Source organism: Dokdonella fugitiva (genome assembly GCF_014138265.1).
Classification (GTDB): domain Bacteria; phylum Pseudomonadota; class Gammaproteobacteria; order Xanthomonadales; family Rhodanobacteraceae; genus Dokdonella_A; species Dokdonella_A fugitiva_A.
Genome location: NZ_JACGXL010000001.1, coordinates 1,376,927 through 1,391,394, shown reverse-complemented (window position 1 = coordinate 1,391,394; position 14,468 = coordinate 1,376,927). Strand labels below are relative to the sequence as shown.

The window sequence follows — 14,468 nt, the reverse complement described above, 5'->3', positions numbered from 1 at the left end:
TCGGATCCGACCGACGGCAGCTGGTCCACGATGGACAACTTCCTCGTCGGCACCGCCAACTGATCCCGATCCTGGGATGAAACGCAGAGGCCTCCTTTCGGGGAGGCCTCTTTTTTTGCGGGGACGTAGCGAATGGTCGTTCGTGAGCGGATCGGCCGATACCGTCCCTGATGGATTGCGGGCCTGCGGCACGGGTCCACGCGCACCGGCGCAGTCGCGCGAAGGCAGCGCCGCGGGTGCTGCGTGCGGTGCGTCAGCCGGTGGTTTCGATGCGCTCCACGCGCTGCAGGCCGCGCGGCAGCAGCGAACCGCGCGTCGCGCGGTTGCCGCCGTACTCGACGAGGTCGTTCCATTTCAGCGTGAGCTTACGCTGGCCCGCGTACAGCGTGACTTCGCCCTGGCCTTCGGCGACGACCGCGACGCCGGCGACGCGCTCGCCGCCGGAGAGCTTCGCCTTCGGGATCTCGACGAGCTTGTTGCCCTTGCCGCCCTTGTCGAGCTCGGGCAATTCGGCGACCGAGAACATGAGCAGGTGGCCCGCGTTGGTGACGACGACGATGCGGTCGCGCGCGGAATCGGCCACGAGCGCCGGCGCGAGCACGCGTGCGTCGTCGTCCATGTTGAGGATCTGCTTGCCACCCTTCTTGTTGGCGAGCAAGGCCTCGAATTTCGTGACGAAGCCGTAGCCGAAGTCGGACGCGAGCACGAGCTTCGTCGCGGGATCGGCGATCGCGACCGCATCGAAGCGAGCGCCCGCCGGCAGCGCGAAGCGACCGGTCAGCGGCTCGCCGTTGCCGCGCGCAGACGGCAGCGTATGCGCGGGCGTGGAGTAGCTGCGCCCGGTCGAATCGATGAAGGCGGCCTGCTGCGTCGTCCGGCCCTTCGCGCTGGCGAGGAACTTGTCGCCTTCTCGATAGCCGAGCTCGCTCGCGTCGACGTCGTGACCCTTCGCCGCGCGCGCCCAGCCCTTCGTGGACAGCACCACGGTGACCGGCTCGCTCGCGACGAGCGCGGTGTCGTCGAGCGCCTGCGCGACGGCGCGCTCGACCAGCGGCGAGCGGCGCGCGTCGCCGTAATTCTTCGCATCGTCCTTGAGCTCGTCCTTGATCAGCGTCTTCAGGCGTGCCTTCGAGTTCAGGATCACGTTGATGCGTGCGCGTTCTTCCTCGAGCTGGTCGCGCTCCTCGTTGATCTTCATTTCCTCGAGCCGCGCGAGCTGGCGCAGGCGCGTCTCGAGGATGTAGTCGGCCTGCTCCTCGCTGAGCCTGAAGCGCGCGATCAGCGCGGGCTTCGGTTCCTCTTCGGCGCGGATGATGCGGATCACCTCGTCGAGGTTGAGGTAGGCGATGCGCAGGCCCTCGAGCAGGTGCAGGCGCCGTTCGACCTTGGCGAGCCGGTGCTGCAGGCGCTTGGTCACCGTGTCGGCGCGGAAGCGCAGCCATTCGGCGAGGATCTGCTTGAGGTTCTTGACCTGCGGCTTGCCGTCCAGGCCGATCATGTTGAGGTTGACGCGGTAGCTCTTCTCGAGGTCCGTCGTCGCATTGAGGTGCTGCATCATCTCGTCGAGATCGATGCGGTTGCTGCGCGGGATGAGCACGATGCGGATCGGGTTCTCGTGGTCCGATTCGTCGCGGATGTCCTCGAGCATCGGCAGCTTCTTCGCGCGCATCTGGTTCGCGATCTGCTCGACGATCTTCGACGGCGACACCTGGTACGGCAGCGCCGTGACGACGACGTTGCCGTCCTCCTTCTTCCACACCGCGCGACAGCGCACCGAACCGTTGCCGGTCGCGTACATCGCCGCAAGTTCGCTCGCCGGCGTGATGATTTCGGCCGTGCTCGGGAAATCCGGGCCTTTCACGTGTTCGCACAGTTCGGCGATGCTCGTCTCGGGCTCGTCGAGCAGGCGGATGCACGCGCTCGCGATCTCGCGCAGGTTGTGCGGCGGGATGTCGGTCGCCATGCCGACCGCGATGCCGGTGGAGCCGTTGAGCAGCACGTGCGGCACGCGCGACGGCAGCCACGACGGTTCCTTCAGCGTGCCGTCGAAGTTCGGCACCCAGTCGACCGTGCCCTGGCCGAGTTCCTCCAGCAGCAATTCGGCGATCGGCGTGAGTTTCGATTCGGTGTAGCGCATCGCCGCGAACGACTTCGGGTCTTCCTGCGAGCCGAAGTTGCCCTGGCCGTCGATGAGCGGATAGCGATACGAGAACGGCTGCGCCATCAGCACCATCGCCTCGTAGCACGCGCTGTCGCCGTGTGGATGGAACTTGCCGATCACGTCGCCGACCGTGCGCGCGGACTTCTTCGGCTTGGACGCCGCGTCGAGGCCGAGTTCGCTCATCGCGTAGACGATGCGCCGTTGCACCGGCTTCAGGCCGTCGCCGACGAAGGGCAGTGCGCGGTCGAGCACCACGTACATCGAGTAGTCGAGGTACGCGCGCTCGGCGTAATCCTTCAGCGGAATCTGTTCGTAGTTCGCTTGCAGGTTCATCGAAAATCCAGTGGAAACAACGGGTCCGGCGGTGCGCCGGCGGCTGGCCGCGCATTGTGCCGGAACGACCGCGACGCAGGTAGCGTGCGGTGCGCCGCGTTGGCGACCCGAGCCGGCGACGTGCGCCTTGCGGCGCCGCGATCACGGCGCGCGAACGAGCCTATCGCGCGCCTCCCGTCGAAACGAACGCGGCCCAGTAGTAGGGATGCGATGCGCCTGAGGACGCCAGGCGATCGGCCCGCGCGGCACGTGCCGCAGCCGCCAGCGCATCGGGCACGCCGGTCGGCGTCGCGAGTAGTTCCCGGTAGAAGTGCCGCATCAGGCCGGAGGTGGCTGAGTCGTCGACCTGCCACAGGCTCACGACCACGTTGCGAGCGCCTGCGACGCGGAACGCGCGTGCGAGGCCGAACACGCCCTCGTCGCGCGACACGGGTCCGAGTCCGCTGTCGCACGCGGCGAGCGTCACGTTTTCCACGCCGTCGAGCTTGAGCGTGGCGACTTCCGCGGCGGTGAAGATGCCGTCGTCGTGGCCGACGCCGGGCATGGGCTGGAGCACGAGTCCGCTCAGCGAGGACGCGGTCGACGACGAGGGATTGCCCGTGAGCTGCACGCCGCGCGCCAGCAGCCCGCGCGCCAGGCACGTGGACGAACCGCTGAATGCGTGCGTGGCGAAATGCAGCAGGCTGCTGGCGCCGGCGTTCCGGCGTACGGCGGCTTCGGTGGCGAAGCGGCCTTCGTAGGCGTCGATCGGCGCGGTGGCGCGCAGCGATCGCCATTCGGTACGCAGGCGTTCGATTTCGCGCGTCGCGCCGGGAAGCGCGCCGTCTGCGGCGCAACCTCCGAGCACGGCATCGCGAGGGGTGCCGGCTGGCGCGCCGACGAGCATCAGGCGTGGCGGATTGACCGCGCCGGGCGGTGTTTCGGTGAGTTCGCGTTCGTTGCCGAGCAGTTGCACGACACGCCCTCGCTCGATCCAGCCGGGCAGGGCGTACCAGGCGAGGCGATGCACTTCGCCGTCGGGCACTGCGAACACGCGGCGTGTCGCGTCCGGCAGCCCCAGCGGATCGTAGATCCGTTGCACCACGTTCGTGCCGAGCGCGAGCACGTCGCTTTCGCTCGATCGTGCATCCCGCAACAGCACGGTCCAGTCGTGGATCGCTGCCGTCGCGGCGTCGGCCGGGCCGAGGTCGACAATCCGCGGCGCATCCGCGTGCCGAAGCACGAACGCATACAGCTGCCGTGCGCGCGCCGGATGCGCGTCGTGCGGGAGCCGTGGATCGGCGATCGCGTACGCGACCAGTGCCGCGTCCGCGGGCAAGCCTTCACGCAGGCGATCGACGTCGAGCGGAACCGGCGACGATGCGTGCGCATCGATGCCGATGCGACGTGCGAGCGCGCGCTCGGCCTCGTCGAGCGCATCGGCGCGTTCGCGCAGGCGATCGGCTTCGAGCTTGCCGCCCTCGCGCGCGATCGCGGCATCGCCGTAGGCGCGGCTCGCGTCCTCCCATGTGCGCCAGGCCGCCTCGCTGGCCGCGTCGGCTCGCTGTCGCAACGCCGCGAGCCGCGTCGCCACGAGGGTCGTGACGAGCTGTCGTGCGCCGGCCTGCAGCGACCATGCGGTCGCGATGTTCGCCTGGCTCGGATGCCGTGCGGCGAGCGCGAGGACGAGATCCATCGCGCCGGCGAGATGGTCCTTGAACGCGAGCGCGTTCGCTTCGCCGAGATGGACGCCGACCTTGCGCAACAGGCGCTGGCGGCCCGTTTCGGCGACGACCGCTTCGGCGAACGCCTCCTCGTCGCGGCCGAGGCCGAGCAACGCCCGGGCGAGCGCACGATGTGCCGCGACGCCATTGGTCGCGAGCGCGTCGGCATCCGCCGGCATCGAGGCGAGGCCGTCCCGCAAGAGTGCTTGCGCGACCGCGTCGTCGCCGCGCTCGAGCGCGACGTCGGCGAGGTTGAACAGGCTCTTGGCGACCGCCGGGTGGTGATCGCCGTAGGCGCGCACGATGATGCCGCGTTCGCGTTCGAACCCGCGCTGCGCTTCGTCGTAGTGGCCGAGTTCGATCTCGCAGCCGGCGATGTTCGTCAGCGCGACCGCGATGCGCACGTTGTCGGCACCGAACTGCCGTTCGCCGAGCGCGAGCGCCTCGCGGTAGTGCGGCAGCGCCACGTCGCAGCCGCGCAGGAGCTGTTCGACGTAGCCGAGCTGGTTCAGGCGCGAAGCGAGCGTGCCGACGACCGGGGCGGTGGCCGCGCGTTCGAGCGCGAGCGCTTCGGCCAACGCGTCGCGGGCGCGCGCGAGTTCCCCGGTCTCGCGCAAAGCGTTGCCGTAGGTCACGAGCACGAAGGCGAGGCCGCGCGTGCCGCGCGGTCCCTGCGCCCGCGCCTCGCGCACGCCGCGGGCGGCATGTTCGAGCGCATCGGCGTACCGCCCGGCGAAGAACTCCGTCTGGGCGAGCGTGCCTAGCGCAGCGGTGGCCGCAAGGCTGTGTTCGCCGAACGATTCCTCCGCCCAGCGCAAGGCGAGGCGGCCTGCGTCGACCGCGTCGGCGTAGCGCCCGATGCGTTCGAGCATCGACGGGAGCGGTGCCTGCACGACCGAGCGGACCGCGCGCGCAGCGGCGTCGGCGCCGCCCGCGGCGACGACCGCGCGCTGATAGTCGCGCGCCGCGATCGCATAGTCGCCATGATTCAGCGCGATGCCGCCGAGCGCGTGATAGGCGCCGGCGAGATCTTCTCGGCGCAACGACGCGCCGTGCGCGTCGATCACGGCCTCGGCCTTGCGCGCTTCATCCTCGATCTTCGCGTATTGCCCATGCGCCGCCGCGATGCTGTCCAGGCGCAGGGTCAACCAGGCCGCGCGCGCATCTTCGCGCGCACCGTCCGACGCGTGGCAGCCGCGCGCGGCTTCGAGCACGCGCCGCTGGCGGTCGACGTCGGGCGCGTGGTAGTCGAACACCTGCACGCGCGCGATACGGTCGAGGATGGCGCAGCGCACCGTGCCCGCGCCGGGATGCGCCGCGAGCTCGCGTTCGCCGAGTGCGTACGCGTCGGCGAAGCGCTCCGCGCGGATCAACGCGAAATACGCCTCGTCGGCGGTTCGCGCGTGCACGCCGGGAGCCACGGAGAGCAGCAGCACGCACAGCGCGGCGCGCGCGTTCGTTCGGGCGCGGACGAGCATTCCGATGTCCGTCTGCCAGGATCCCGCGGAGTCGCCCATGCGCATCGCAACCCGTTTCATTCGCCCGCCGCGGTCGGTCTGGCGCTCGCTGCTGTCGGCGTCGCTCGCCGCCGGCGCCATGAATGCGCATGCGGCGATCCCGGCCTCGGAGCGCGCCGTCCTGCTCGCACTGTACGCCCAGGCGGGCGGCAGCGGGTGGGCCGACCATGCCGGCTGGGGCGGCGCTGCCGGCACCGAATGCACATGGCATCGCGTGGTCTGCGACGCCGCCGGCGACCATGTCGTGCAGCTGGCGCTGACCAGCAACCATCTCAGCGGGACCCTGCCTTCGCTCGCCGCGTTGATCCGTTTGCGAATCGCGAATTTCGACTCCAATGATCTCGGCGGTTCGATTCCCGCGCTGGCGGGCCTGGCCGAGCTCGAATCGTTCGGCGTCGAGGCGAACCACATGACCGGTTCGATTCCTCCGTTGGCGGGACTCACCCATCTCAACCACTTCAGCGCCGCCTACAACGATCTCAGCGGCCCGATTCCACCCTTGACCGGGCTGACCCAGCTGCAGCAGTTCTTCGTGCTGCAGAACCGGCTCAGCGGCCCGATGCCTACGCTCACGGGCCTCACCCACCTGTCGATCTTCAATGCGAGCGACAACCAGCTCGATGCGTTCGGCGACGTCTCCGGACTCGCCAACCTCACCTACCTGCGCGTCGAGCGCAATCGCATCGCGGGTCCGATTCCGTCGCTCGCGGGGCTGTCGAACCTGTTGCTGTTCGTCGCCGACGACAACCGCATCGAAGGGCCGCTGCCCGACCTGTCCGACCTCGTCCATCTCAGCGGGCTCGTGCTCGACCACAACGCGATCACCGGCCCGTTGCCGCCGCTCGGCGGGCTCGCCGCGCTCAACGACGTCGTGCTCGACCACAACGCGATGAGTGGGCCGATTCCCGACCCGCCGGCGCCGAACCATCTCGTCGCGGGCATTTCGACGCTGTGCCCGAACGGATTCACGCCGAGCACGCATCCGGCGACGAATGCGGCGTGGAATTCGGCCACCGGCGTATCGCCATGGAACGCGGATTGCGATCCCGACCGCATCTTCCGCGACGGCTTCGACAGCGATTGAGCCGAGCGTGGCGAACGCCGGCGTCGCGGCCCGGGTCATTCGACGCCGTCGAATCCGCCCTCGAAGATCGCGTCGGCCCGGTAGACGTATGCCATGCCGACGCGATCGGATTCCGGCGGCTGTCCGAACAGCGGCGAGCCCGGCGAACCGATGGCGAGGTAGGTTCCGTCCAATGCGAGCGATGCGCCGAAATGCGCATCCTCGTTCGGGTAGTACTCGAGGATGTAGGCGACGTAGTCCCAATGCTCGGGTGTTCCGGTGGCATGGTGGAACTGCTGCACCTGACCGTTGCCGCTCGCGGAGAACGCGAAGGCGGGCGCGCCGATGAAGGCATCGTCGCCCTGCAGCGCGATTGCGCTGCCGAACGCCGCGCCTTCCTGCTGCGTTCCGTAGACTTCGTCGGCGGCGTAAGTCGACCAGTCCGCGCCGCTGCGCCGGGCGAAGACCACCGAGCCTGCGGCAGGCGCATCGAGGGCCTTGATCCGACCGGGCACACCGAACGCGACGAGCGCGCCGTCGATCGCCGCGGCGGCGCCGAAGCGCGCGCCGGAATGCGCGGCGGCGCCGAGGTTGAAGAACCCCGCCGACGTCCATTGAAGGTCGTCTCGGCCGCGCGTGTATGCGTAGCCTTCACCGGCATTCGGCTGGCCGAGCACGCTCGTCCCCGGCGCACCGACGGCGATGCCGTAGCCGTCGAGGATGCCCGGGGGAAGCACATAGGCATGCAGGCCGACCGCGCTGCCGAAGTAGGCGTTCGATGCAGGCGTCGCGGCCCGCACGATGCCTTCGTACGACCACTCGCCCGCGGCATCGCGGACGAACGTCGCGACGGCGCCATTGTTCGTCAACGCCGGCGGGCTCGTGCGCGACTGGTGCGGCATGCCGGCGACCGCGAGCCCGCTCGCACTCACCGCCACCGATTGGCCGAGCAGGGCGCCGGCTTCGTCGGGCGTCTGCAACGGCACCGCGTTCCAGTTGCCGTCGACGAAATGGAACAGGTAGACGTTGCCCGCGAAATACCCGGCGCCGCGATGTTCGTCCGGTGCGCCGACCAGCAGCCAGTCGCCGTCGATCGCGACGGAGACGCCGTAGCCGGCGCCGGCCGACGGATTCGGCGAAGGCACGTGGTAGCGGGTCGGCGCCGGACCGGGCGCGTAGTCGTAGACGTAGGCGTCGCCGCACCTGCCGGCCAGTGGCGCAGGGCATGGCGTGTTGTAGGCGCCGATCGCGATGCGCCGGCCGGACACCGACACGGCGTCGCCGAAGGTATTGGTCCCGGTCGTCGGTACGCCGCTGACGATGCTGCCGAGAAACCAGGCATCGGCGCCGCTCTCGACAGCCGCGGGTGCAGCGGACTCGCCAGCCGGCGCGTCCGGCCCGGACGGCGCCAGCGGGAGCGCGGCGCGCGCATTCGTCGCCACCGCGATCGACGCGGCCGCGATCATGGAAACATGGAACGGAGCGGGCATGTTCGGTTCTCCGGTGGAGCGCGCGGCATCGGCGCCGCGTGCGCCCGCATCGGAATGCGTGACCGTTCGAAAGCGAACGCGCAGCCGCCGGCGCATCGCCTTCGCGTGCTGTTCAGCGCGACGGGGCGTGGACGAACGCGTAGTGCCAGACGTGGTGCGTCGGATCCTCGCGCGGAACATCCGCGAGCAGTGCACGCAAGTGCTCGCCGGTCACCAGCGACATCGGTTCGTCGCTCACGACGCGGCCGAGCGAACGCGTCGGCGTCGCCGCGATCGCGCTGTGTGGCCACGAGGCTAGGGCCGCCTCGAGTGCGGGCAATCGCTCCAGTGATGCGACGACGATGAATTCCTCACGCCCGGCACCGGGAGTGACTTCCCAGGCGAGTGCCGGATTCCGCGCGCCCCCCGGCAGCGTCACGGCTGCCGCCGGCAGCGCGCCGGTATCGCCGGCGAGCGGATAGAGGACGACGGCATTGCCCGCGGCATCCTCGTTGAGCACGTAGACGTGGCTCGAGCGATTGCTCGATACGCGCAGGCGGAGGCGATCGCCGTCGCGAACCGTGCTCGTGCCCTGGAGGGGCTCGTCGCCGTGCCCGCCGGAACGCACGAACGCGGCGTCCGCGCTCCACGCCGGAAGCAGCCATGGCCATGCCGACCCCGGCACGGCGGCCGCGAGGGCGACCGCCAGGCAACGCACGGTCCATTTCGCAAGGCGATCCATGCGTCGCGGAAGATCGCGGGACGTCGCCGCCGCGGCGAGTCCGCGCGCCACAGCGTCCGCATCGGGTCGCTGAACCGGATCGGCGTCGAGACAGCGTTCGATCAGCGCGGCTACGTCCGCTCCGAGTTCGGGACACACCGAGCGGAGCGGGGGGCGCGTACCCGCGCGCTGCGCGGCGCGCAATGCGGGTACGCCGGTGCCCGTGTAAGGCGCCGAACCCGTGAGCAACAGGTACGCCAGCACACCGAACGCGTGCACGTCGCCGTGTCGGCTTTGCGGCGCACCGTCGAGAACTTCGGGTGCGAGGTACGCCGGTGTCGCCGAAACGATGCGGCGTTCGGCGAGCAGGCGTTCTTCGCCACCGGCGCCGAAATCCATGAGCACGATGCGTCCCCCGCGTTCGCGCATCACGTTGCCGGCTTTCACGTCGCCGTGGACGAGGCCCGCCGCGTGGATCGCCGCGAGGCCGCGCGCGACGTCGCGGCCCACGCGCGTCGCTTCGCCGACGCTGAACGCGCCGTCGTCGGCGAGGATGGCGGCGAGCGTGCGGCCGTCGACGACTTCCGTCCACAAGCCGGTACGTCCTTCGTGCACGGCGCAGCCATGGCAGGCGAGCACGTTCGGATGGCGGATGCGCGCGAGCCGGCGCGCCTCGTCGAGCGTGATCCGCTTGCGGTCGCTGCCGCCGTGAGGCTCGCGTTCGAGCTTCAGCGCGACGTCGCGGTCGAGCCAAGGGTCGAAGGCCCGCCACACCTGCGCGTACGCGCCTTCGCCGATCAGTTCCAGCACCTGCAACGTGCCCCAGGTGAACAGTGGCGCCGCCCGCTTCGATGCATCGCGGCTGGCGCGGCCGCGGAATGCCGCTGCGACGTCGTCGAGCAGGCGCAGGCCCGCGAGTTCGCCGTCGTCGAGTGCATGCGTCGATTCGATTGCCGTCCATGCGGGCGGAACCCCGTCGGCGATCGCGTCCACCGCCCGGTCGAGCGGGTCGCGGTGCATCGGTTCAATCTGCCTGTGCGGCGGCGATGTGCCGGGTCATCGCCTTCAATGCGCGTGTGAGGCTCATCCGAACGGCGTCGGGGCTGGCCCCGGTCTCGACCGCGATCTCGGCATAGTCCAAGCCGAATTCGAGCCGCATGACCACCAGTTCCTGCTGCCTGCGCTCGAGCGCGGCGAGCGCCCTCTCGTAGGCGCGGATGCGCTCGTGGCCGACGAGATTGCCGACGACCGAATCGTCGTCGCCGTCGAGCGGGCACGCGTCGACGTCGACGCGGTCGTCACGGCGCCGCTGCTTGCGCAATTCGGCGCGCACTTCATTGAGCAGGATATGGCGAAGGTAGGCGAGGAAGCTGCCGCTGCCGCTCGATTCGAATTCGTGCAGGTGACGCAGCGCGCGCAGAAGGGTGACCTGCACCAGGTCGTCGGTGTCGCTGATGTCGCGCACGGCACGCGGCATGCGGCCGTGCGCCCAGCGCCGCAGCGTGGGAAGGCAGCGTTCGTACAGGCGCTGCTCGGCGCCACGGTCGCCGTCGCGAATGTCGCGAAGTAGCTCGGTGGTCGCAGCGAAGGTGGGCGCGAGGACAGCCATCCGCGCTGTTATACGCCCGCCAGGACGGTTCGGCGATTCCAATACGTTATCGCCCGATCAACGGGTGTTATCGACGCTGCGCGGCGTCGGGATCGCCGCAGGACTCCGTTCCCTACTACAGCGATCGCGATGCGGCAGCTGCGAGCACGACGACGCACCGACCTTGGAAAGGGAGAGCGAAATGAATGTGGGAGAGTGTGCCTGCGTGGGTCCGCGGATCGCGCGCGCAGGTTCGATGGCCGCGGTGCTGGCGGGCCTGCTGGCGACCTCGTCGGCGTCGGCGGCGGTGTTCTGCGTCGATTCCGAAGCGAGCGCGCAGGCTGCGCTGGACACCGCGCGGACGAACGGCCAGGCGGACTACATCAAGTTCGAGTCGGGCGTGTACGCGCTCGCCTCCGGCCTCGACTACGCGACCGGGCAGGCCGGCAGCGACCACAAGGCGCTCATCCTCAGCGGCGGATTCAACGCCGGTTGCAGCGTGCGCACCGGCTCGACGTTCCTCGACGGCCAGGAGCAGGTGCAGCCGCTGCGGTTCTCGTTCACCGGTGCGGACGTCGTCTTCGTCGACCACCTGACCCTGTTCCGCGGCATGACCGAAGCCGGTTCGCACTATGGCGGCAACATGCAGGTGTACCTGTACGACCAGGCCGGTGGCGCCAAGCTCACGATCGACTCGGTGCGCTTCCTCTACGGCAACGCCGAAACCAATACCGGCGGCCTCTACGTCACGGGTTGGGGCACCGTCGTCGTGACCAACAGCCTGTTCGCCGGCAATACCGCCGGGCAGACGCCCGCCGGCTCGATCAACCTCACCGGCCCGTTGCATTTCACCAACAACACGGTGACCGGCAATACCGCAAACGCCGCCGACGCCCGGCCGATCTTCTACGCCTACGCGCACGGCAGCTCGCACTTCTGGTTCAGCGACAACATCTTCTGGGGCAACGACAACGCGAGTTCCGACCTCTACCTCTACGACGAAGGGACGTACGACCTCGTCTCCAACGACATCGGATCGTATTCGCCCGTCCCGCTCGGCGCCGCGAGCGGAGGCAACGTGTCGGTGGATCCGCAGTTCGCCGGCTGCGGCTTCCTCTGTTTCGACAAGCCGCTCAAGCGTTCGTCGCCGCTCGTCGACGCCGGCAACGACATGCCGCCCGGCGGGCTCACCGCGACGGATGCGCTCGGCGTGCCGCGCGTGATCGGCATGCACGTCGACATGGGTGCGTACGAACTCGACCGCCTGTTCGCCGACGGGTTCGACCCGTCGATCTTCGACTAAGCGCATGCGCCCGGACGCGGAATCGCGACGGCTGCCTGTGCTCAGGGTGTTCCGCGTCCCTTCGCGATCATCCGCCGGTTCGCCGCGATCAACGCATCATCGGCGACCGCCTTGCCCTCGTGGCCGAGCTGGTAGGCGTCGTAGTGGCGCGAGCATACATTCGCGAGCGTGTCGATGACCGCGCGATGCAGCTTCGTGTAGTACGGCTGGGCGTGGTAGTGCAGGAACACCGGCACTTCGTACGGGCGGAAGCCGGGCACCATGCGCACGTGGTGCTCGGGCCGGATCAGGTGCAGCGGCACGACCGCGCGGCCGATGCCTTCGGACACCGCGTCGATGAGGCCGTAGATGTCGTCGAAGTACGCGCGCAGCATCTTCGGCACGGTCGCGCCGGTCTGGATCAGGAAGAAGCGTTCGGTGAAGTTGTCGCGCGGGTCGTGGTCGACGTAGCAGTCGTCGCGTCCTTCGTAGCGGGCCGACTCGATGAGCACGTTGCGTTCGATGCCGAGCTGCACGTTCTCGATGCCCATGCGCTCGCACTCCGACAGCGAGACGCTGAAGTCGACCTTGCCCTCGATGAGCAGGTCCTGCAGCTCGTGCACTTCGGCCTTGATGAACTGGCAGGACAGGCGCGGGTGTTCGCGCAGCAGGCCGGCGACCGCAGGGATCAGCACCGAGCGCAGGCAGGACGAGAACGAGACGAGTCGGAAGAAGCCCGACAGGCCTCCTGCGGCGCCGACGAGGCTGTCCAGCAGCTCCTCCTCCTGGCGCTCGACCGAGGTCGCGTGGCGCTGCAGGATGCGCCCGGATTCGGTCAGCTCGAGTCCGCCGCGCAGGCGCACGAACAGCACCTGACCGAGCGTTTCCTCGAGGTTCTGGATGCGCTTGGTCAGTGCCGGCTGGGTGATGTGCAGGCGCTCGGCCGCGCGCGAGAAATTCAGCTCGCGCGCGAGCGTCATGAACGATTCGATCTGCGTCGACGACAGGCGTGTTCCCATGCGCCTCCCCCGGCCATGCGGCCCAGTATAACCCTGCATTATCGCACGATCACCGCGCCTTATCGCGATAAGCCGGCGGCATCGACCGATCCACATCTTTCATTGGCGCCCCTTAGCGTGCCCGCCATCGTGGACCGAGTGCGCGCGTCGGATCCGTCGCCGGAATCCGTATCGACAAATGAGGGCGGCCGTGGCCACCCGTTCGGTCGCGCCCCGTGAGGGTGTTTCGGGTTCCCGGGAGGAGATGACATCATGAACACCATCCTGCGCCTGCTGTCGTCCGGTCTAGCGTTCGCCTCGGGGCTCGCGCTCGCCGATGGTTCGGGCACGCTCTACAACGACGGCAAGGCGATCGCGCTCAAGCATGCCTACGCGTACCGCATGCCCGATCCGTTCGACAAGGACAAGCAGATCACGCGCGTCGTGTTCGCCGACAAGCCGATCGACGCTGCCGCGCTCGCCGACGCGAGTGATCGCGACGGCGCCATCGACGACCAGCTGCGCGAAGCCACGCGCGTCGACCTCAACCTGGAAGGCGACGGCAGCGTGCAGAACGTCAACACGCACATCGGCTACTCGAGTGGTTCGCAGAGCGGCAGCGGCTGGTACACGCTTTCGCTCAAGCGCAACGACGACAAGCGCGTCGAAGGCAGCTTCCGCAGCAACGACGAAGCGGACAAGAAGAGCGGCAAGTACTACGACCTCGCCTTCGCGCTCGACTTGCCCGGTGCACCCGATCTCGGCGCCGCGCTGCCGGCGAACGGCGGCGAGCAGGGCAAGGCTTATCTCGCCTACCTGGCCGCGCTGAAGAAGGGCGACATCGACGCGCTGGCGAAATCGATGACGAAGGCGCGCGCGGACGAGCTGCTCGCGCATCGCAACGACAAGGACTTCAAGATGATGTTCGGCTTCATCCAGGGACAGGCGCTGCGCGAGCCGAAGTACGTCAAGGGCAACGGAAAGGGCGACCACGCGTCGCTCGAGTACACCGGCAAGGACGCCGACGGCAACGCGGTGACGAGCACCGTCTCGATGCTGCGCGAGGGCGGCGCCTGGAAGATGGAGAAGGAAGCTTCGAAGACCACGCTGAAGTAGGCGCAGCAGCAGACCCGCCCGCGGCGCGGGGCCGCGGGCGTTCAACGACGACGTTCCACCAACGGGAGAGGGTTCCATGAGCTGGACAGAATTGCTGTTTTCCTTCCAGGGCCGCATCGGTCGTGCGCCGTACTGGTATTTCGTGCTCGCGGTGACCGTGCTGTTCGGCGCGCTGTTCGCTTACGCGGGCGTGTCGATGTTCAATGCGGCGAGCCTCGGCGACGCGAATGCGGTTTCGCAGGGTGGCGGCGCGGCCGCGATGGCACTGCCGATCGCTTCGCTGCTGCTGTTGTGGCCGAGCCTCGCGATCAGCGCCAAGCGCTGGCACGACGTCGACAAGTCGGCATGGTGGATCCTGATCGCGCTCGTGCCGGTGGTCGGCGGGCTCATCGCGCTCGTCTTCAACGGCTTCATCGCGGGCACGCCGGGTCCGAACCGCTTCGGCAACCCGCCTGGCCGCACGCTGGCGACGGCCTGATCGAACGACGGCGACGGCCGCGGCAGTCGCGGCCGTCGC

10 protein-coding genes are annotated in these 14,468 nt (G+C 69.0%); 4 read left to right on the top strand and 6 right to left on the bottom strand.

What is annotated here, in order from left to right:
• Positions 1–253 precede the first annotated feature (253 nt).
• Positions 254–2,494 (bottom strand): DNA topoisomerase IV subunit A, encoded by a 2,241-nt coding sequence (gene parC / locus FHW12_RS06265; protein WP_182530086.1) that lies wholly within the window; start codon positions 2,492–2,494, stop codon positions 254–256.
• Positions 2,495–2,654: 160 nt separating this feature from the next.
• Positions 2,655–5,675 (bottom strand): CHAT domain-containing protein, encoded by a 3,021-nt coding sequence (locus FHW12_RS06260; protein ID WP_182530085.1) that lies wholly within the window; start codon positions 5,673–5,675, stop codon positions 2,655–2,657.
• Between the two features lie 37 nt (positions 5,676–5,712).
• Between FHW12_RS06260 and FHW12_RS06255 the strand changes: the two genes are divergently transcribed.
• Complete coding sequence (locus FHW12_RS06255; RefSeq protein WP_182530084.1) at positions 5,713–6,798, top strand: hypothetical protein; 1,086 nt, start codon at positions 5,713–5,715, stop codon at positions 6,796–6,798.
• Positions 6,799–6,833: 35 nt separating this feature from the next.
• Here the strand turns inward: FHW12_RS06255 and FHW12_RS06250 are convergent, their stop codons facing one another.
• From FHW12_RS06250 to FHW12_RS06240, 3 genes are all read right to left on the bottom strand, one after another.
• Positions 6,834–8,267, bottom strand: a complete 1,434-nt coding sequence (locus FHW12_RS06250; RefSeq protein ID WP_182530083.1) for a hypothetical protein — start codon at positions 8,265–8,267, stop codon at positions 6,834–6,836.
• A 112-nt stretch (positions 8,268–8,379) separates the two neighbouring features.
• Positions 8,380–9,987, bottom strand: coding sequence for a serine/threonine-protein kinase (locus FHW12_RS06245; protein ID WP_182530082.1), 1,608 nt, complete (start codon positions 9,985–9,987; stop codon positions 8,380–8,382).
• A 4-nt stretch (positions 9,988–9,991) separates the two neighbouring features.
• Positions 9,992–10,576, bottom strand: a complete 585-nt coding sequence (locus FHW12_RS06240; protein ID WP_182530081.1) for an RNA polymerase sigma factor — start codon at positions 10,574–10,576, stop codon at positions 9,992–9,994.
• A gap of 235 nt (positions 10,577–10,811) precedes the next feature.
• On the opposite strand from FHW12_RS06240, the gene FHW12_RS06235 reads away from it, so the two are divergent.
• On the top strand, positions 10,812–11,858 hold the full coding sequence (locus FHW12_RS06235) for a choice-of-anchor Q domain-containing protein (protein WP_182530080.1): 1,047 nt from the start codon (positions 10,812–10,814) through the stop codon (positions 11,856–11,858).
• Between the two features lie 41 nt (positions 11,859–11,899).
• Here FHW12_RS06235 and FHW12_RS06230 read toward each other — a convergent pair whose 3' ends face one another.
• The gene (locus tag FHW12_RS06230) at positions 11,900–12,856 is read right to left on the bottom strand and encodes a LysR family transcriptional regulator (protein ID WP_182530079.1); all 957 of its coding nucleotides are present in this window, start codon (positions 12,854–12,856) and stop codon (positions 11,900–11,902) included.
• Positions 12,857–13,108: 252 nt separating this feature from the next.
• On the opposite strand from FHW12_RS06230, the gene FHW12_RS06225 reads away from it, so the two are divergent.
• Together FHW12_RS06225 and FHW12_RS06220 are read left to right on the top strand one after the other, a co-directional pair.
• Positions 13,109–13,951, top strand: a complete 843-nt coding sequence (locus tag FHW12_RS06225; protein ID WP_182530078.1) for a hypothetical protein — start codon at positions 13,109–13,111, stop codon at positions 13,949–13,951.
• Positions 13,952–14,027: 76 nt separating this feature from the next.
• Positions 14,028–14,429, top strand: a complete 402-nt coding sequence (locus tag FHW12_RS06220) for a DUF805 domain-containing protein (protein ID WP_182530077.1) — start codon at positions 14,028–14,030, stop codon at positions 14,427–14,429.
• Positions 14,430–14,468: the final 39 nt, after the last annotated feature.

Bases quoted from the DNA above. Each gene is read 5' to 3' on its own strand.
- parC (WP_182530086.1), bottom strand. From the start codon at position 2,494: ATGAACCTGCAAGCGAACTACGAACAGATTCCGCTGAAGGATTACGCC.
- FHW12_RS06260 (WP_182530085.1), bottom strand. From the start codon at position 5,675: ATGCTCGTCCGCGCCCGAACGAACGCGCGCGCCGCGCTGTGCGTGCTG.
- FHW12_RS06255 (WP_182530084.1), top strand. From the start codon at position 5,713: ATGCGCATCGCAACCCGTTTCATTCGCCCGCCGCGGTCGGTCTGGCGC.
- FHW12_RS06250 (WP_182530083.1), bottom strand. From the start codon at position 8,267: ATGCCCGCTCCGTTCCATGTTTCCATGATCGCGGCCGCGTCGATCGCG.
- FHW12_RS06245 (WP_182530082.1), bottom strand. From the start codon at position 9,987: ATGCACCGCGACCCGCTCGACCGGGCGGTGGACGCGATCGCCGACGGG.
- FHW12_RS06240 (WP_182530081.1), bottom strand. From the start codon at position 10,576: ATGGCTGTCCTCGCGCCCACCTTCGCTGCGACCACCGAGCTACTTCGC.
- FHW12_RS06235 (WP_182530080.1), top strand. From the start codon at position 10,812: ATGGCCGCGGTGCTGGCGGGCCTGCTGGCGACCTCGTCGGCGTCGGCG.
- FHW12_RS06230 (WP_182530079.1), bottom strand. From the start codon at position 12,856: ATGGGAACACGCCTGTCGTCGACGCAGATCGAATCGTTCATGACGCTC.
- FHW12_RS06225 (WP_182530078.1), top strand. From the start codon at position 13,109: ATGAACACCATCCTGCGCCTGCTGTCGTCCGGTCTAGCGTTCGCCTCG.
- FHW12_RS06220 (WP_182530077.1), top strand. From the start codon at position 14,028: ATGAGCTGGACAGAATTGCTGTTTTCCTTCCAGGGCCGCATCGGTCGT.